The organism is Streptomyces sp. RB17 (assembly GCF_009604455.1).
GTDB lineage: Bacteria > Actinomycetota > Actinomycetes > Streptomycetales > Streptomycetaceae > Streptomyces.
The window spans coordinates 245,269-262,647 of sequence record NZ_WEGL01000009.1 but is presented as its reverse complement, the minus strand read 5'-3'; the positions used below and the strand labels follow the sequence as shown (position 1 = coordinate 262,647).

Genomic DNA, 17,379 nt, shown 5'->3' with positions numbered 1-17,379 from the left:
GCTACCCGGGGTGAGCGGCCGCTCACTCGAAGGGATGCACCATCCACTGGTCCGGGCGCTCCAGCGAACGGAAGCCCAGCTTCTCGTACACCCCGTGGGCGTCCTCCGTGGCCAGCAGGATGCGGCGCAGTCCGTACGGCTTCAGCTGGTCGCGGATGCGGCCGACGAAGGCCGTGCCGAGGCCCTTGCCGCGCACCGAGGGGTCCACGTACACATCGGCGAGCCAGGCGAACAGCGCCTGGTCGGTGACCACGCGCGCGTACGCCACCTGCTCGCCCGAGGCACTCTCGTACACCCCGAAGTTCAGTGAGCCCGCCATCGCCCGCTCGTGCTTCTCGCGGGGCCGGCCGATCGCCCAGTACGCGTCGGACGACAGCCAGCCGTGGACGCGGTCCACGTCGACGCGGGCGGGGTCGGCGGAGAACTCGTAGCCGGCGGGCAGCGGGGGCGCGGTGTCCATGGCCTGATCCTCGCAGGCCCGCGCGGCGCCGGTCGAGCGGCTTTCGGTGCCGCGCAGGGCCTGGAACACCGGTTTCACGCGCCGCGCAGGCCCTGGAACACCTCGTCACAGGCCGCCCGCAGCCGCCGTACGCCCTCCGCGACCTCCCCGGTGCCGGCGACCGCGGCGAAGCTCAGGCGGAGGTGGGCGGCGGGGGGTTCGGCGCTGAAGTAGGGGCGGCCGGGGGTGAGGGCGACGCCCGCGCGGAGGCCGGCCGCGGTGAGGGCCGACTCGTCGGTTCCGTCGGGCAGGCGCAGCCAGAGGTGATAGCCGCCGGACGGCACGTGCGGCAGGGCCAGTTCGGGAAGGTGCAGGGCGAGCGCGGCCGTCATGGCGTCGCGACGGGTCTTCAACTCGGCGGACAGCGCCCGCAGATGGCGGGGCCAGGCCGGGGAGCCGACCAGTTCGAGGGCGGCCTCCTGCAGTGGCCGGGGGACGAAGAAGCTGTCCACGACCTGGATGGCGCGCAGGCGTTCCAGCACCGGGCCGCGCGCGGCCAGGGCGCTCACCCGGAAGCTGGGCGAGGTCGCCTTGGTCAGCGAGCCGACGTGCACGACCACGCCGTCCAGGTCGTCGGCGGCCAGGGGGCGGGGCAGCGGGCCCGCGTCGGCGTGCACCAGGCGCCGTACGAAGTCGTCCTCGATGACGAAGGCACCGGCCTCGCGGGCGATGCGCAGCACCTCGGCGCGCCGGCCGGGGGCCAGCACGGCGCCGGTGGGGTTCTGGAACAGGGGCTGGCAGACGAACACCCGGGCGCCGCTGGCCCGGAAGGCGTCGGCGAGCAGTTCGGGACGTACGCCGTCGGGATCGACCGGCACCGGGACCGGGCGCAGGCCGGCGGCGCGGGCGAGGGCCAGCATGCCGGGGTAGGTGGGCGACTCGACCAGGACCGGGGCGCCGGGTGGGGCGAGCGCGCGCAGGGCGGTGGCCAGCGCGGACTGGCCACCGGCCGCGATCAGCACCTCGGCCGCGGTGACGGCTCCGCCGATCCCGCGCGCGAACCACTCCCGCAGCTCCGGCAGGCCCTCCAGCGGCGGCCTGCCCCAGGCGCCCGGCCGCCGCCCGGCCCGGGCCAGGGCCGCCGCCATCGCCCGCTCGGGCTGCAGGGAGGGATGCAGATAGCCGCCGTTGAACTCCAGCACGCCGGGCGGCGGCGCGGCCAGGGAGACCGTGACCCCGGAGGCGTCCACCGTGCGCGGTACGAGCTCGGCGGCGCCGTCGGCGCTCAGCGCGACCTCCTGCCAGGAGGTGTCCCCGGCCGGGGGCTGGGCCGTGCGTGGCCGGGCCCGGAAGGCGCCGGCCCCGGGCCGGGTGACCACCAGGCCCTCGGCGGCCAGCTGGGCGAGGGCGCGCGAGACGGTCACCGGGCTCACGTGGAACCGCTCGACCAGCTCCCGGCTCGACGGGAGCTTTCCGCCCGGAGAGTAGCGGTCGAAGTCCCGCCGGAGCTGGTCTGCCAGTTCACTGACGCTGCTACGCTGGTGCATGAGAGCACAGAGTAGCGCTACTGCACCGAGCCCGATAGCGGTCACCCTCCCCCGCCAGCGCCGCCGCCTCGGCACCGGTCTCGCCGCCCTCGGCGTCGCCTCCTTCTCCCTGACCTTCCCGGCCACGGCCTGGGGGCTTGAGGGCTTCGGCCCCTGGTCGCTGGTGGCCGTGCGCAGCGTGCTCGCCGCGCTCGTCGCGGGCGGCTGCCTCCTCGTGCTGCGGGTTCCCCTGCCCGAGCGCCGGCATCTGCCGGGGCTCGCCGTGGTCGCCGCCGGTGTCGTGCTCGGCTTCCCGATGCTGACCACGCTCGCCCTGCAGACGTCCACCACCGCACACGCCGCCGTCGTGGTGGGACTGCTGCCGCTGACCACCGCCGTGTTCTCGGCGCTGCGCACCGGGAGCCGCCCCTCGCGCCGGTTCTGGACGGCCGCACTGGCGGGCGCCGCGGCGGTGGTCGCGTTCACCGTCGGGCAGAGCGGCGGCGCGCTCACGCTCGCCGACGGGTATCTGTTCGCAGCGCTGCTGGTGTGCGCGGCCGGCTACACCGAGGGCGGCCGGCTGGCCCGGGTCATGCCGGGCTGGCAGGTGATCGGCTGGGCGCTGGTGCTGTGTCTGCCGCTGAGCGTGCCGGCCGCCGCGGTGGCGCTGACGTACGAGCCCGTCCACCTCACCGGGCACGGCATCGCCGGTGTGCTGTGGGTGGCGCTGGGCTCGCAGTTCCTCGGCCTGGTCGTCTGGTACCGGGGGATGGCGGCCATCGGCATCCCCCGGGCCAGCCAGTTGCAGTTGGCTCAGCCGCTGCTCACACTGGTGTGGTCGGCGCTTCTGCTGGGCGAGCACTTCACGGCGGCCGCTCCGGTGACCGCCGTCGCCGTGCTCGTGTGCATCGCCGTCACACAGCGGTCGTGATCGTGAGGAGGGCCTGCAACATGCGCGCATCCAAGGGCGACCGGCTTGTTCAGCACGGCAGGGTGGTCGGTCAGCACGACCAGGTCTCGGAAGTCGTGGAAGTGCTGGGTTCCGAGGGCAACCCGCCCTACCGCGTCCGGTTCGAGGACGGGCACGAGGCGATCATGTCGCCCGGACCCGACTGCCAGGTCAAGCACCGGGACGAGAGGACTCAGCGGGGCGGCTTCGCCGATCGCCCGTAGTGGTCGGTGATCACGCGTGACATCGCCCCGATCGGATCCGCCGCCACGTCCGCGGCGGCGAAGAACACATGCCCGCGCACCTGCGGGTAGCCGGCGGCAAGGGTGAGGTGCCGGGACAGCTCGGCCGGGTTCTGCCAGGCGGAGGGCTGCCCGGCGGCTCCTGCCCGGTAGAGGGCCTCGCCGATGTACAGGTGCGTCTTCGTGTCCTTCGCGACCGCCGCCCACCACTCGACCAGCTTCGCGTAGTCCGCGGCGGCGAAGCCGATGTGCCAGTACAGCTGCGGGACGATGTAGTCGATCCAGTGGCTGCGCACCCAGGTGCGGGTGTCCGCGTACAGGTCGTCGTACGTCTGCACGCCCGCCCGCGTGTCCGAGCCGCGCGGGTCGGTCGAGGCGTTGCGCCACACCCCGAAGGGGCTGATCCCGAACCGGGTGCCGGGCCGTACCCTGCCGATGCCGGCGGACATCTCCCGCACCAGCCTGTCGATGTTGTCGCGCCGCCAGGCGGCCCGGTTGGAGAAGGCACCGCCGTGGCGGTCGTAGGCGTCGTCGTCGTCGAAGGTCTGCCCCGCGACCGGGTACGGGTAGAAGTAGTCGTCGAAGTGGACGGCGTCGACCGGGTATCTGGCGACCGCGTCGAGCATCGCCTTCTGGACGAACGCGCGGACCTCGGGCAGGCCGGGGTTGTAGTAGAGCTTCCCGCCGTGGCGGACCACCCAGTCGGGGTGCTTGCGGGCCGGGTGCGAGCGGACGAGCCGGCCGGGGTCGGCGTGGTTCGCGATCCGGTACGGATTGAACCAGGCGTGCAGTTCCAGGCCCCGGCGGTGGGCCTCCCGCACCGCGGTGCCCAGCGGGTCCCAGCCGGGGCTCTTGCCCTGGGTGCCGGTGAGGTACTCGGACCAGGGCTCGTACGGTGACGGCCACAGGGCATCGGCGGTGGGCCGTACCTGGAAGATGACCGTGTTGAGCCGGTCGCGGGCCGCCCTGTCGAGATGGGCGATCAGTTCCTGTCGCTGCGCCGCGGCCGTGAGCCCGGGCCGGGACGGCCAGTCCCGGTTGGCCACGGTCGCGAGCCACACGCCGCGCAACTCGGCGGCCGCGCGGGGCCGGTGGCGTACGGCCGCCGCCGCACTCGGCCCCGTGGCCAGCGTGGTCAGCGCGGCCAGGGTGAAGGCCCGCCGCGAGAGATGCCCCATTCTGCGCCCCATATACGCTCCGGATCCGCTCCGTCACGGATCGTTTCAGCGCCCCAGGATGCCCCCACCCCGCCGATCGATCATCGATACTTGGCGGTAACGTGCTCGATCGGAGCAGGCCCCGAACCCGGAGGTGCTGCCAGCGAGCCGGAGAACCAGCGAAGGGGACGATGTGACGGGCATCCCAGCGGGAGACATTGCGCGCGTCGGAGTCGTGGGGTGCGGCCAGATGGGCGCGGGCATCGCCGAGGTGTGCGCCCGCGCAGGACTGGACGTGAAGGTCGCCGAGACCACCGGCGAGGCCCTGGAGATCGGCCGTACCCGGCTGTTCACCTCCCTGGCCAAGGCCGCCGAACGCGGCAAGATCACCGAGGAGGAGCGGGACGCCACGCAGGCGCGGCTCACCTTCACCACCGACCTCGGCGAGTTCGCGGACCGCGACCTCGTGATCGAGGCCGTCGTGGAGAGCGAGCCGGTGAAGACGGAGATCTTCCAGGTGCTCGACCAGGTGGTGACCCGCCCGGACGCGATCCTCGCCTCCAACACCTCCTCGATCCCGCTGGTGAAGCTGGCGGTCGCCACCTCCCGCCCGGACCACGTGGTCGGCATCCACTTCTTCAACCCGGCCCCGGTGCAGAAGCTGGTGGAGCTGATCCCGGCGCTCACCACCTCCGAGGGCACCCTCAGCCGCGCCCAGGTCTTCGCCGAGAAGGTGCTCGGCAAGCACGCCATCCGCGCCCAGGACCGCTCCGGGTTCGTGGTCAACGCGCTGCTCGTGCCCTATCTGCTCTCCGCGATCCGGATGTTCGAGTCGGGCATCGCGAGCCGCGAGGACATCGACAACGGCATGGAGATGGGCTGCGCCCACCCGATGGGCCCGCTGCGGCTGTCCGACCTGATCGGCCTGGACACCATCGTCTCCATCGCCAACAGCATGTACGCCGAGTACAAGGAGCCGCTGTACGCCGCTCCCCCGCTGCTCCAGCGCATGGTCGAGGCGGGCCGGCTGGGGCGGAAGACGGGTTCGGGCTTCTACACCTACGGCTGATCACACAGAGCTACGTCCCCGGGCCCGGCACCGTACTCGGTGCCGGGCCCGTCCGTTTCACACACCGTGTGCGCGCCGGGCACGCATATGCCTCGCGCACACGCTCCCCACGCGCCCACCAGCAGAGTTCACTCTTCATGCCCATGCAACGGATGTGGCGGGACCACATTCGGCCACAGAGAGGACTGAAGCCGTGACCACCGATTCCGATCATTCCGTGGTCCAGGAGGAACTCGCAGAGTTACGTCGCCGCCTCGACGTCGCGTACGCCCGCGTCGAGGGAGGGCTGGCGCTGCTCAGTCACCGCACCGAGGAAGCCGCCAAGGAAGTGGACGAGCTGAACTCCCGGATGGTCTCCCTGGAACACGCGCGCTGGCCCCTGCCGTCGCTCGCCGCACTCACGGCCCTCGGAGCGCTCGTCGTGACGGTCTGGCAGGCACTGGCCGCCCGTTAGCCACCGAGCACCGGGCCCGCTGGGCCCTGTCGTCGAACTCCCTCCCCCAGCCTCCGGCCGGGGGGACCCCCGGAACACGCGCCGACGACGTACATAGCCGCTCCGCGGCGGGCGCGAGGCACGCCCTCCGGGCGGACGACGGGAGTTCGACGACAGGACCTAGCCCTCGGCGAGCCTGAGGTGGTGCAGCAGGAGTAACGCGGCCGCCATGTTGGCGGCCGGGACCTCCCCACGGGCGATCAGGTCGGGAACGAGTTTGAGGGGGACCCATTCCCGGCGGTCCGACTCGAAGTCGTCCACGGGATGCCCCATGTACTCGCCCCGGTCGGACCAGTAGATGTGGTGCCGGGCGTCGGTGAGGCCGTTGGACGGCTCCACGCTCATCAGGTGGTGCAGGGGCCCCGGCCGCCAGCCGGTCTCCTCCTCCAGTTCCCTGGCGGCCGCGCCCGCTATGTCCTCGCCGTCCTCGACGACGCCCGCGGCCAGTTCCCACCCCCAGCTGTCGGTGATGAAGCGGTGCCGCCACAGCAGCAGCACCTCGTTCGCCTCGTTGACCACGGTGGCCACGGCCACCGGCCGCAGCCGGATCAGGAAGTGGTCCAGGTGCCGGCCGTCCGGCAACTCGACATCTGCGAGATTGACGCTGAACCAGCGGTTCGCATACACAGTTTGTTCGTTCTGTTTCGTCCACTGCACGGTTCTGCCACCTTCCGCCGAGTAAGTGGCAATATCGCAGCAGGAACTGTGCACCTACAGGGGGCCTACAGCGGTACGCGCAGTGCCCCGTCGATGAGTTCGGCGGCTTCCGCGGTGCCGGCCGAGCCACAGCGCACCAGATGTTCGCGCACCGCGCGGAGTCTGTCGCGCAGTCGCTGGGACTCCATGCCGCGTGCCTGCTCGGCCATCTGCACGGCGGTCGCCACCGCCTTGTCGGCGTTGCCCTGCCGCAGCTCGATGGTGCTGAGCATGGCGAGCCGGTGCACCCGCCCCCGGTCGTGGGCCGGGTTGTCGACGGCCGCCGCCGCGTGCTCCCGGGCGGCGGCCAGCTCCCCCAGGCTCAGCAGCGCCTCGGCCACCTGCACATTGACCAGGCCCGGCTGGACATAGCCGGTCTCGACGGGCTCGTATCCGCGCCGGATCTGCTCGGCGGCGTTCTCCGCGCGACGGATGCAGGACAGCGCGCTGCTCGAGTCGCCGAGGTGGGCGTAGGCCTTGGCCTGCATCGCGTACAGGTCGGAGGCGAGCGCCGGGGTGATGTGCTTGCCGGCGGCCCGCAGCGCGGCCTCGGCGAAGGCGACGGCCTGCCGGTACTCCCGCATGAACAGCGCCTGGTTGACCAGCAGCGCTATGACGTACGCGCCGAGTCCCCGGTCGCCGCTGGCCTTGGCCAGCCTGAGCGCCTGGTGGAAGTAGCGCTGGGCGAGACCGTGGGCGTCGGAGTCGTACGCGCAGATGCCGGCGATCGCCACCAACCCGCCGGTGGCGCGATGCAGTTGGCGTCCGGTGGCGTCGGTGTAGCTGCCGCGCAGCAGCGGTGCCGCCTCGGCGTTCAGGAAGCCGACGATCCTGGTGCGGGTCGCGATGCCGCCGGCCTTGCGGTACATCTGCTCGTAGTGCGTCCGCGCGGCGCGCAGCATCTCGATGTCGGCCGTGGTGACCCGGTGCCGGCCGCCACGGGAGACGTCGACGTCCTCGGGCGGGTTCTCCCACTCCCACACCGGCATGACAGCCGGGGTGCCGGTGACGGCGGGGGCGCCCAGCACATGCGGCCGCTGCTGTTCGTCGGAGCGCCACAGGGCGGTCGCCCGCTCCACGAAGCCGTTCAGCGAGCCGGCGTGCGGGGTGCTGGGCTCGCCGGGCACGCCCAGGCCGATGTCGTCGAGGGTGACGGGACGGCGGAGGCGGGCGGCGAGCACCTCGCAGATCAGGTCGGGGACCTGGCCGCGCGGTCGCTGGCCCTTCAACCAGCGTGCGACCGCGGTGTGTTCGTACCGGAGCGCGAGGCCCCGTCTCCGGCCGGCCTGGTTGACGTGGGCGGCGAGACCGGCGTGCGAGATCCCCGCCTCGTCCAGGATCGCGTCGAGCAGAGTGTTGGGCTGCATGGGATGCCCCCCGAGTGGCCTGGTGCCGTTCAGCGTAGTGGGCGTGCCTTCACACGGGGTGTGAACGGAACACGTGCATCCGCGCTGTACACGCGGTGTCGCTCAGCGTGTTGTGCCGGTTGACTGGAGTTCCTCGCAAGAGACTGGCCAAGCCACCGGCTCCCCCTCGAAAAGCGGTGGCTTGGCCGGGGCGACTACTGGGGTGCCGCCAGCGGTGCGTTGTCGGCCGCGGGTGGCGGGCGGCCGGTCGGGCAGTTCCCCGCGCCCCTGATGTGCGCACCTCTTTTCCGGTCGTTCCGCAGGACCAGTACGGCTATGTCGTCCGTGGGTCTGCCGCCCGTGTGGTGCAGGAGCGCGGTGAACAGGGTACGCAGGACCGCCTGCGGAGAGACGGGGCACTCCCCCACGACGTCGCTCAGCGCCCTCCGCAGCGAGAAGAACCGGCCCTGACCGTCCCTCGCGTCCTCCACCCCGTCCGTGAAGAGGACCAGGGAGTCGCCCGGGACCAGCTGACCGCAGGCCTGCACCTCCAGCTCGGCCGGGAGCGGGAAGGGGCCCAGCGGCGGAAGCGGGTCGACGCGCGTCAACGGCTCGACCCCCGTGCCGCTGAGCAGATAGGGCCACGGGTGACCGCAGTTGAGTGCGTGCACCGCGCCTGTCTCGTCGATCTCCAGGAGCAGCACGGTGACGAACTCCTCGGCGACCGGGTGGTCGGGGTCCTGGCTGCCGTGCGCGGGGTGTTCGGCGCGGGCGCGTTCGCGCAGGTGCCGGGCGAGGGCGCGGTCCAACCGGCGCAGGACGCCGCCGAGTTGGGGCTCGTCGTGGGCGGCCTCCCGGAAGCTGCCGAGAACGGCGGCGACGGTGCCGAGGGCGGCCAGTCCGTGCCCGCGTACGTCGCCCATCACCACCCGCACCCCGTGCTCGGTGGCGATCGCCTCGTACAGGTCGCCGCCGACGCTCGCGCCCCGGTCCGCGGACAACTGGGCGGCGGCGACGTGCAGCCCGTCCAGGCGTGGCGGCAGGGGACGCAGTACGACGCTCTGCGCGGCCCGCGCCACCCGGCGGACCTGCCGCAGCTCCCGCAGCAGCGCGTGGCGGACATGGGCTATCAGCCCGGTGCCGACGGCGAAGAAGACGGCGCTGGTGACGATGCGCGCGCCGAGCCCGTTCTGCTGGGCGAGCGGGCAGCCGAACTTGTAGGCGACCGCCACGGCTCCCCAGACCATGGGCAGTACGGCCCCCCGCGCGGTGGGCGCCCGTGCCTTGATGCGGATCATGCCACTGGTCCCCCATGTGGGCCCTGAAAGAGCAGACGGACCGACCCCGAAAGGCCGGTCCGATTCTGTCGAGGGCATGGCCCGGATGGGTCGGCTCACCCCTCGCTGCCACTCGAATGAGTGAGCAAGCCGCTGGTCAACCTGCATTTATGCAGTCGACCGAAGGAGTTCACGGCGGTCAGGCGGGATTCGCACGGCGGGAGCGCGCCCGCAGGAAGACCGTCGCACCCGCCGCGGCGGCGAGGACAGCGCCGCCCGCCGTCCAGGCCGTGCCGGAGGTCCCGGAGGAGTGCGCGACCGCCTGCGTGGAGCAGGCGCTCCCCCGGGCGGCGGGAGCGATGCGCAGGCGCGCCCACGGCCGGTCCGGGCCCTTCTGGCCGGGCTCGTGCCGGTAGACGACGTAACGGCCGGGTGCGGCGTCGCATGTGAGGGTGGCGGTGGCGGTCAGGACGGCCTTGGCGCCCCGCAGGACGGGGCGCTCGGTGAACGCGCGGGAGCTGAGGCGGATCTGTCCGTCCGCCCCCTCGTCGTCGTTGTCGGTGATCGTGATGCGGCTGCCGGCCCGGAAGGTCCGTACGTCCCATGGCGACTGGGGCCATGTGTCGCCCGGTGCCCAGCGTTCCTCCGGATCGGGCGCGGGCAGCTTCTTCACCTTGTCGCGGCAGGCCCGGCGCGCCGCCTCGTCGGCCGGTCCGACGCGCACCCGCGCCCAGCGGAACGGGTGTTCGTCCGGCCCCACGTCTCCGGCGCCGCGCCGCAGGACGGGGTAGGTGCCGGACCGGGCGTCACAGGCGATGGTGACGGTGGTGGTCAGCAGCGGGTCCCTCATGCGCAGCGTGCCGGTCGCGACGAACGCGGCCGAGCGCAGCGTGTCGCCGTATGCGGCCTCGCCGCTGCGGGCTTCGACCGTCAGCGTGTCGCCGGGCCGTACCGACCTGACGCTTCCGTACGTGAGCGAGGGCGTCGACTGCGCGGCCGAAGCCGGCCCGGCCGCCAGGAAGGGCAGCAGCAAGGGAAGTGCCGCCCACGCGGCAGTACGGAGTCTGTCCATCGCCTGTGCCCTGTCTGTCATTTGACGCCGTGTCAGCCGGCGTCGCCGGTCGGTATGCTGGCCACTACATGTCGAACATGTGTGCGATTTCAGTCGGCATCGACACCGCTCGGCTTCCTCCAAGACGGAAAGACAACTCGTTGCGTTCCAGACACACATGGGTTCCGGCCCTCGCGCTCGGACTGTGCGCGGGCATACTCAGCGCCGTGCCCGCGTCCGCGGCCGCCGGCACGGGGCACCGTACGGCGTCGGCGTCACCCGAACCCTCGGCCTCATCGGCGGCCACGGGGGCCGCCGAAGCGACGGTTTCCCCCTCGGCCTCGGCGCCGTCGACGACGTCCGCCGCACGCACCACCCCTGTCCCCTCGACGCCGACCGCCCAGCCCACCGGTACTGCGGCCGGCTTGGACGGACCGCGTCTCGGCGCGGAGGAGAAGTACTGGACGGCGAACCGCATGGACGACGCGGTCCCGGCCGACGCGGCACCGGCCCCGGCCACCGCCCGGCCCGGCATCCGCGCTCAGCGGGACGCCGACCACCGGCCGCCGCCGTCCGGCACGCCCGAACCCGAGCACTTCGAGGGCCACCCGATGATCGGCACCTTCTTCTTCGACGGCAAGCCGCTCGGCGGCAACACGTACTGCACGGGCAGCGTCGTGCACACGGCCGCCAAGGACATCGTGCTGACCGCCGGCCACTGCGGAATCGGCCTGAGCGGGGCCACGCACCGCATCTTCGTGCCGCAGTACCGCAGCGGCAAGTCCGCCGCCCAGCAGCCGTTCGGCGTCTACCCGGTCGTCCAGGTGTACCGGGACTCCCGCTACACGGCGAACACCAAGACGGCCGCCTCCGACCTCGACCTGTCCTTCGCCCAGGTCGACGCCGGCAGCCGCGGCAAGGTGGAGGACGTCACGGGCGCGCTGACCTTCACGGCCACCAGCAGCTACCACCACAAGGTCACCGTCATCGGCTATCCCGGCTCCGGCAGCGTCAACGCGGAGCATGTGCCGGTCCGCTGCCCGGTCACCACCTCCCAGCTGCCGGGCTTCCGGCAGCTGCGCATGACCTGCAAGGGCTTCTACGGCGGTGTCTCCGGGGGCCCCTGGATCGAGGACTACAACAGCACCACCGGCACCGGCAAGGTCATCGGCAACACCGGCGGGTACAACGGCGGGGGCAACGACGCCAACGACGACTGGGTGACGTACGCGCCGGTCTACGGCAAGGACGCCCAGGACCTGTTCGACCACGCCGCCGCTCATCAGCAGCTGGGCAGGAAGCCGCCCTACCAGGGGTCGGGCGACCCCTGGCTGCCCGGCTCGGCCGGCACATGGAAGAACGCCAGGCTGATGGCCTCCGGCGACTTCCGGCAGACCGGCCACAGCGACATGATCGTGGTCTGGACCGACGGCGAGGTCACGCTGTACCCCGGCAACGGACACGGCGGCTACGACCCGGAGCGACAGCTGCTGGCCCCCAACAGCACCTGGAAGGACGCCAAGACCATCACCGCGGGCGACTTCACCGGGTCGAACCAGTTCGACCTGCTGGTCCGCTGGGCCGACGGCGAGGTCACCCTGTATGGCGACGTCGGCTCCCAGGGGCTGAACCGGGCCGGCACCCAGATGATCAAACCCAACGACACCTGGAAGAACGCGATCCAGATCAGCGCGGGCCGCTTTGCCGCCTCCCCGTACGTCACCGACCTGATCGTGCGCTGGGCCGACGGTGAACTGACCCTGTACACGAATGTCAGCGCCGGCACCTTCGGGCAGGAGCACAAGCTCAAGGACCCCAACAGCACCTGGAAGGACGCCACTCTCCTCACCAGCGGTGAGTTCTCGGGCAACCAGAAGTGGGACATCATGGTCCGCTGGACCGACGGCGAACTGGACAACTACGTCGGCACCACCACGTCGGGCCTCGGCACCGAGCAGCGCATCCAGAACCCGAACGGCCTGTGGACCCACGACGACGCCATGACCACCGGTGACTTCACCGGGAACGGCCGGACCGACGACCTCGTCATCCGCTGGTCGGACGGCGAGACCACCATGTACACCGACACCCCGGCCAGCCGCCTGGGCGCCGGGCACATGCTCGTCGCCCCGACGTCCTGAGCCGACCGTCGGAGTCCCGCGCCCGAAGGGGTGCGGGACTCCGGTCGCGGACTAGCCCCTCAGCACCGCACCCGTGCGCTCGCCCGCGAGGGCGACCGCCGCATCCCGAGCGGCCGACGCCTCGTCGACGGTCAGCGTGCGGTCCGCGGCGCGGAAGCGCAGCGCGTACGCCAGCGACTTCCTGCCCTCGCCCAGCTGCTCCGCGTTGTCGTACACGTCGAACAGCCGGATGGACTCGAGGAGTTCACCCGCGCCGTCGCGCAGCGCCGCCTCGACCTCAGCGGAGGGGACGGGCTTGTCGACCACGAGGGCGACATCCTGCGTGGCGACCGGGAACGTGGAGATGCTCGGCGCCTGCGGGGCGCCGTCACCCACCGTCTCCAGGGCGTCCAGGTTCAGCTCCATCGCACAGGTGCGCTCGGGCAGCCCGAGGGCCTTCAGCACCCGCGGGTGCAGCTCACCCGCGTGGCCGACGACCTGCTCCGCACCGCCGGCGACGATCACCAGCTCGGCACAGCGGCCGGGGTGCCAGGGGCCGTACTGCCCCTTGCGGACGATCAGCTCGGCACCGGCTTCCCGCGCCACCGCGCGTCCGGCCTCCACCGCGTCGGCCCAGTCCGCCGGACGGCCCTTGCCCCACCAGCCGGCCTGCTCGCGGGCGCCGGTGAGGACGACGGCCACGTGCCGCGGCTGCTCGGGCAGCGCGGCGTTCAGCACGGCGATCTCCTCGTCGGTGGGACGCCGGTCGACGGGCAGGTGCGTGGCGACCCGCTGCTGCTCCTGGCGGGGGTGGAACACCAGCCCCGTCTCGAACAGGGCCAGGTCGTGCGAGCCCCGGCCGTCGTTGCGCCGCAGGGCACCGAGCAGGCCCGGCAGCAGCGTCGTACGCAGCGCGGGCTCCTCGTCGCTGAGCGGGTTGACCAGCTTGACGACACGGCGGGCCGGGTCGTCGGCCGCCAGGCCGAGCTGGTCGAAGGCCTGCTCGCCGACGAAGGGGTAGTTCGGCGCCTCGACATAGCCCGCGCCGGCCAGCGCACGGCCGACCCGGCGGTGCAGCCGCTGGCGGTGGGTCAGGCCGCGGCCCGAGGGCAGCTTGGGCAGCGTGGAGGGCAGGTTCTCGTAGCCCTCGAGGCGGATGACCTCCTCGGCCAGGTCGTTCGGGTCGACCAGGTCGGGCCGCCAGGACGGGACGGTGACGACCAGCTCGTCCTGCCCGTAGACGTCGCAGCCGACCTGCTGGAGGCGGCGGACGACCGTCTCACGGCCGTAGACGACGCCCGCGACCTTGTCCGGGTGGTCGGCCGGGACGGTGATGGTGTGCGGCGCCGAGGGCGCGACGACCTCGGTGACGCCCGCCTCCGCCGTACCGCCCGCGAGCAGCACCAGCAGGTCCACGGTGCGCTGCGCGGCGGCCGCGGCGGCCTGCGGGTCGACGCCGCGCTCGAAGCGGCGGGACGCCTCGGACAGCAGCTTGTGCCGGCGGCCCGTACGGGCGACGGAGACGGCGTTGAAGTGGGCCGCCTCGATCACCACGTCGGTCGTGCCGTTCACGCCGTCCTCGGTGACCTCGTGGTCGGCGATCTCCGTGTTGGCGCCGCCCATGACACCGGCGAGGCCGATGGGCCCGCGGTCGTCGGTGATGACCAGGTCCTCGGCGTGCAGCTTGCGCTCGACGCCGTCCAGAGTGACGAGCTTCTCGCCCTCCTGGGCACGGCGCACGCCGATGGTGCCCTGGACCAGATTGCGGTCGTAGGCGTGCAGCGGCTGGCCCAGTTCCATCATCACGTAGTTCGTGACGTCGACGGCGAGCGAGATCGGGCGCATGCCGACCTTCTGCAGCCGGCGCTGGAGCCAGATCGGCGAGCGGGCCTCGGGGCGCAGGCCGGTGACCGTGCGGGCGGTGAAGCGGTCGCAGCCGAAGGGGTCGGAGACCTGGACCGGGTAGCCGTAGGCGTTCGGAGCCGGTACGTCGATCAGGGCGGGGTCGCGCAGCGGCAGGCCGTAGGCGATGGCGGCCTCGCGGGCGACGCCGCGGATGGACAGGCAGTCGCCGCGGTTGGCGGTGACGGCGATGTCCAGGACCTCGTCCACCAGCTCCAGCAGCTCGATGGCGTCCTTGCCGACCTCGGTCTCCGGCGGCAGCACGATGATGCCGTGGCTGCCGTCGTCGCCCATGCCCAGCTCGTCGGCCGAGCAGATCATGCCGTGGGACGTCTTGCCGTAGGTCTGGCGCGCGGAGATCGAGAAGCCGCCCGGCAGCGTGGCGCCGGGAAGCACGACCACGACCTTGTCGCCGACGGCGAAGTTGCGGGCGCCGCAGACGATCTCCTGGGGCTCGCCGGTGCCGTTGGCCTGGCCCACGTCGACGGTGCAGAAGCGGATCGGCTTCTTGAAGCCCTCCAGCTCCTCGATGGTCAGCACCCGGCCGACGACCAGCGGGCCCTTGAGGTCGGCGCCGAGTTGTTCGACGGTCTCGACCTCGAGGCCGGCCGAGACGAGCTTCTCCTGGACGTCGCGGCCGGTTTCCGTCGCCGGCAGGTCGACGTACTCCCGCAGCCAAGAAAGCGGGACCCGCATCAGATCTCCATCCCGAACGGCCGGGTGAACCGGACGTCACCCTCGACCATGTCTCGCATGTCTTCGACGTTGTGGCGGAACATCAGCATCCGCTCGATGCCGAACCCGAAGGCGAAGCCGCTGTACTTCTCCGGGTCGACGCCGCAGGCGGTGAGCACCCGCGGGTTGACCATGCCGCAGCCGCCGAGCTCGATCCAGCCCTCGGACGAGCAGGTGCGGCAGGGCCGGTCGGGGTTGCCGACGGAGTCGCCCTTGCAGACGTAGCAGAGCATGTCCATCTCGGCGCTCGGCTCGGTGAAGGGGAAGAAGTTCGGCCGCAGCCGGGTCTTCATGCCCTCGCCGAACAGGGACTGGACCATGTGGTCCAGGGTGCCCTTGAGGTCCGCCATGGTCAGGCCCTCGTCCACGGCGAGCAGCTCGACCTGGCGGAAGACCGGGGTGTGGGTGGCGTCCAGCTCGTCGGTGCGGTAGACGACGCCGGGGCAGATCACATAGACCGGCAGCTCACGGTCGAGCAGCGAGCGGATCTGCACGGGCGAGGTGTGGGTGCGCAGCACCACGCCGGACTCGGTGCCGCCGTCCGGGCCCTGCACGAAGAAAGTGTCGGCCTCGCCGCGGGCCGGGTGGTCCGGGCCGATGTTCAGGGCGTCGAAGTTGAACCACTCCGCCTCGACCTGCGGTCCCTCGGCGACCTCGTAGCCCATGGCCACGAAGATGTCCTCGATGCGCTCGGAGAGCGTGGTGAGGGGGTGGCGGGCGCCGGCCGGGACGCGGTCGTACGGCAGCGTGACGTCGACGTCCTCCTCCACCAGCACGCGGGCGTCCCGCTCGGCCTCCAGTTCGGCCTGGCGGGCGGCGAGGGCCTTGTTCACCGCGCCGCGGGCCATGCCGACGCGCTTTCCGGCCTCGGCCTTGGCGTGCGGGGGCAGGGCGCCGATCTCGCGGTTGGCGAGGGCCAGCGGGGAGGCGGGGCCGGTGTGGGCGACCTTGGCCTCGTGGAGCGCGTCGAGGGAGTCCGCGGCGGCGAAGGCGGCGAGCGCCTCGTCCCGCATGCGCTCGATCTGTTCCGGTTTCAACGCCTCGACCTCGACAGGGTCGTACGACTTATTGGGTGCCGACATCTCTTCCCGTGCTTCCGATTGGCTGGCGGATGGTCCCCGACACCGGCTCTCAGCGCTGTGACAGCCGCGTGAAGGACACAAAGGTGCCAAAGGCCGAGTCTAACGGGGTGGAGGTAGACGAATGGCCCGTGGCCCGCTAGGCGAGATACGCCGGCGCGGCCACGGGCAACGTAAATCGGAACTCGGCGCCGCCGCCGGGGGCGCGGCCGACCGTGATGGTGCCGCCGTGGGCCTCGACGATGCCCTTGACGATGTAGAGCCCCAGACCCGTGCCACCGCGCTTGCTGCCCCGCCAGAAGCGGGTGAAGACGCGGTTCATGGATTCCTCCGGGATGCCGGGACCTTCGTCGCTCACGGTGAGCGATGTGCCGGTTTCCTCGCCCTCGCGCGGGGATGCGCAGGGCGTCACGTCCATGGTGACGGTTCCCTCGCCGTGCCGCACGGCATTTTCGATGAGGTTGCTGAGCACCTGGTCGATCTTGTCGGGGTCGGCCCACAGGGCGGGCAGCGGCTGCTCGATACGGAGCAGGAAGCGGTCGGCGGGCTGGCCGGCGGCGACGTAGGCCTGGATGTGCCGGGAGACGGCGGCGCCGATGTCGACGGGCTGCCGGCGCACCTCCAGCCGCCCGGAGTCGATCCGCGAGATGTCGAGCAGCTCGGCGATGAGCCGGGTGACCCGGTCGGCGTCGGCGTCGACGGTCTCCAGCATCAGCCGCTTCTGGTCGTCGGTGAAGCGTTCCCACTTGGCCAGCAGCGTGGCGGTGAACCCCTTCACCGAGGTGAGGGGCGAGCGCAGTTCATGGGCGACCGTCGCTATCAGCTCGGCGTGGCTGCGCTCGGTACGGCGGCGTGCCTCGGTGTCCCGCAGGGAGACGACGACCCGTTGGACGGGCCCCAGGGGCCGGTCCCGCACGTACCGGGCGGAGACCAGCACCTCCCGCCCGCCGTGCAGCAGCAGATTGCGCTCCGGCTGCCGTACCCGGATCGCGAGGCCGCCGTAGGGATCGGTGAGCTGCCACCAGCGGCGGCCCTCCAGATCCTCCAGCGGCAGCGCCTTCTCCAGGGGCTGTCCGAGGGCGTCGGCGGCGCGTACGGCGGTGATCCGTGCGGCGGCGGCGTTGAAGCAGACGACCCGGCCGTGCTCGTCGGCGACGACCAGGCCGTCGGGCAGCTGGTCGGGGTCGAGGCCGCAGCCGTGGTCACCCTGCCGGGGCACGGGTGTACGCCGCGCGTCCCGTCCCTCCGGCGCGGTGCTCGTGCCGGCCACACTCATCCCCGTACCCCACCTCTCAGAC

15 protein-coding genes are annotated in these 17,379 nt (G+C 72.2%); 5 read left to right on the top strand and 10 right to left on the bottom strand.

Annotated features, from left to right (window positions below; genetic code table 11):
- Positions 1-22 precede the first annotated feature (22 nt).
- Both SRB17_RS35035 and SRB17_RS35030 read right to left on the bottom strand, forming a co-directional pair.
- Positions 23-460 (bottom strand): GNAT family N-acetyltransferase, encoded by a 438-nt coding sequence (locus SRB17_RS35035; protein ID WP_153544546.1) that lies wholly within the window; start codon positions 458-460, stop codon positions 23-25.
- A 74-nt stretch (positions 461-534) separates the two neighbouring features.
- Positions 535-1,986, bottom strand: a complete 1,452-nt coding sequence (locus tag SRB17_RS35030; RefSeq protein WP_153544544.1) for a PLP-dependent aminotransferase family protein — start codon at positions 1,984-1,986, stop codon at positions 535-537.
- Between SRB17_RS35030 and SRB17_RS35025 the strand changes: the two genes are divergently transcribed.
- Positions 1,985-2,896, top strand: coding sequence for a DMT family transporter (locus tag SRB17_RS35025; RefSeq protein ID WP_153544542.1), 912 nt, complete (start codon positions 1,985-1,987; stop codon positions 2,894-2,896). The two genes, SRB17_RS35030 and SRB17_RS35025, sit on opposite strands and share 2 nt — an antisense overlap.
- A gap of 20 nt (positions 2,897-2,916) precedes the next feature.
- The gene (locus SRB17_RS35020; protein WP_153544540.1) at positions 2,917-3,138 is read left to right on the top strand and encodes a DUF1918 domain-containing protein; all 222 of its coding nucleotides are present in this window, start codon (positions 2,917-2,919) and stop codon (positions 3,136-3,138) included.
- Here the strand turns inward: SRB17_RS35020 and SRB17_RS35015 are convergent.
- Positions 3,108-4,334 carry a glycoside hydrolase family 10 protein gene (locus SRB17_RS35015; RefSeq protein ID WP_153544538.1) on the bottom strand — a complete coding sequence of 409 codons (1,227 nt, stop codon included), beginning with the start codon at positions 4,332-4,334 and terminating at the stop codon, positions 3,108-3,110. The two genes, SRB17_RS35020 and SRB17_RS35015, sit on opposite strands and share 31 nt — an antisense overlap.
- Positions 4,335-4,506: 172 nt before the next feature.
- Here SRB17_RS35015 and SRB17_RS35010 point away from each other — a divergent pair, with 172 nt between their 5' ends.
- Positions 4,507-5,382 (top strand): 3-hydroxybutyryl-CoA dehydrogenase, encoded by an 876-nt coding sequence (locus tag SRB17_RS35010; protein ID WP_323376749.1) that lies wholly within the window; start codon positions 4,507-4,509, stop codon positions 5,380-5,382.
- Positions 5,383-5,575: 193 nt separating this feature from the next.
- The gene (locus tag SRB17_RS35005; protein WP_323376748.1) at positions 5,576-5,836 is read left to right on the top strand and encodes a hypothetical protein; all 261 of its coding nucleotides are present in this window, start codon (positions 5,576-5,578) and stop codon (positions 5,834-5,836) included.
- Positions 5,837-5,995: 159 nt separating this feature from the next.
- Here SRB17_RS35005 and SRB17_RS35000 read toward each other — a convergent pair whose 3' ends face one another.
- The 4 genes from SRB17_RS35000 to SRB17_RS34985 form a co-directional block, all read right to left on the bottom strand.
- Positions 5,996-6,532, bottom strand: a complete 537-nt coding sequence (locus SRB17_RS35000) for an NUDIX hydrolase (RefSeq protein ID WP_323376747.1) — start codon at positions 6,530-6,532, stop codon at positions 5,996-5,998.
- 65 nt (positions 6,533-6,597) lie between these two features.
- Positions 6,598-7,938 (bottom strand): transcriptional regulator, encoded by a 1,341-nt coding sequence (locus tag SRB17_RS34995; RefSeq protein ID WP_153544536.1) that lies wholly within the window; start codon positions 7,936-7,938, stop codon positions 6,598-6,600.
- Between the two features lie 194 nt (positions 7,939-8,132).
- Positions 8,133-9,215 (bottom strand): PP2C family protein-serine/threonine phosphatase, encoded by a 1,083-nt coding sequence (locus SRB17_RS34990; RefSeq protein WP_153544534.1) that lies wholly within the window; start codon positions 9,213-9,215, stop codon positions 8,133-8,135.
- Positions 9,216-9,393: 178 nt separating this feature from the next.
- On the bottom strand, positions 9,394-10,266 hold the full coding sequence (locus SRB17_RS34985; RefSeq protein ID WP_153544532.1) for a hypothetical protein: 873 nt from the start codon (positions 10,264-10,266) through the stop codon (positions 9,394-9,396).
- A gap of 404 nt (positions 10,267-10,670) precedes the next feature.
- Here SRB17_RS34985 and SRB17_RS34980 point away from each other — a divergent pair, with 404 nt between their 5' ends.
- Complete coding sequence (locus SRB17_RS34980; RefSeq protein WP_228396440.1) at positions 10,671-12,386, top strand: trypsin-like serine peptidase; 1,716 nt, start codon at positions 10,671-10,673, stop codon at positions 12,384-12,386.
- A 51-nt stretch (positions 12,387-12,437) separates the two neighbouring features.
- On the opposite strand, the gene pheT is transcribed toward SRB17_RS34980, so the two are convergent.
- The 3 genes from pheT to SRB17_RS34965 form a co-directional block, all read right to left on the bottom strand.
- Entirely contained in the window at positions 12,438-14,963 is a 2,526-nt protein-coding gene (gene pheT, locus SRB17_RS34975) for a phenylalanine--tRNA ligase subunit beta (RefSeq protein WP_153544530.1), read from the bottom strand.
- A complete protein-coding gene (gene pheS, locus SRB17_RS34970; protein ID WP_153544528.1) occupies positions 14,963-16,084 on the bottom strand; it encodes a phenylalanine--tRNA ligase subunit alpha in 1,122 nt (373 codons plus the stop codon). Before pheS ends, pheT begins: the two co-directional genes overlap by 1 nt.
- Positions 16,085-16,220: 136 nt before the next feature.
- Positions 16,221-17,357 (bottom strand): sensor histidine kinase, encoded by a 1,137-nt coding sequence (locus SRB17_RS34965; protein ID WP_153544526.1) that lies wholly within the window; start codon positions 17,355-17,357, stop codon positions 16,221-16,223.
- Positions 17,358-17,379: the final 22 nt, after the last annotated feature.

What these genes read in the sequence shown, in the direction of transcription:
- SRB17_RS35035 (WP_153544546.1), bottom strand. Translation starts at nt 460, where the DNA reads ATGGACACCGCGCCCCCGCTGCCCGCCGGCTACGAGTTCTCCGCCGAC.
- SRB17_RS35025 (WP_153544542.1), top strand. Translation starts at nt 1,985, where the DNA reads ATGAGAGCACAGAGTAGCGCTACTGCACCGAGCCCGATAGCGGTCACC.
- SRB17_RS35030 (WP_153544544.1), bottom strand. Translation starts at nt 1,986, where the DNA reads ATGCACCAGCGTAGCAGCGTCAGTGAACTGGCAGACCAGCTCCGGCGG.
- SRB17_RS35020 (WP_153544540.1), top strand. Translation starts at nt 2,917, where the DNA reads ATGCGCGCATCCAAGGGCGACCGGCTTGTTCAGCACGGCAGGGTGGTC.
- SRB17_RS35015 (WP_153544538.1), bottom strand. Translation starts at nt 4,334, where the DNA reads ATGGGGCATCTCTCGCGGCGGGCCTTCACCCTGGCCGCGCTGACCACG.
- SRB17_RS34995 (WP_153544536.1), bottom strand. Translation starts at nt 7,938, where the DNA reads ATGCAGCCCAACACTCTGCTCGACGCGATCCTGGACGAGGCGGGGATC.
- SRB17_RS34990 (WP_153544534.1), bottom strand. Translation starts at nt 9,215, where the DNA reads ATGATCCGCATCAAGGCACGGGCGCCCACCGCGCGGGGGGCCGTACTG.
- SRB17_RS34985 (WP_153544532.1), bottom strand. Translation starts at nt 10,266, where the DNA reads ATGGACAGACTCCGTACTGCCGCGTGGGCGGCACTTCCCTTGCTGCTG.
- pheT (WP_153544530.1), bottom strand. Translation starts at nt 14,963, where the DNA reads ATGCGGGTCCCGCTTTCTTGGCTGCGGGAGTACGTCGACCTGCCGGCG.
- pheS (WP_153544528.1), bottom strand. Translation starts at nt 16,084, where the DNA reads ATGTCGGCACCCAATAAGTCGTACGACCCTGTCGAGGTCGAGGCGTTG.
- SRB17_RS34965 (WP_153544526.1), bottom strand. Translation starts at nt 17,357, where the DNA reads ATGAGTGTGGCCGGCACGAGCACCGCGCCGGAGGGACGGGACGCGCGG.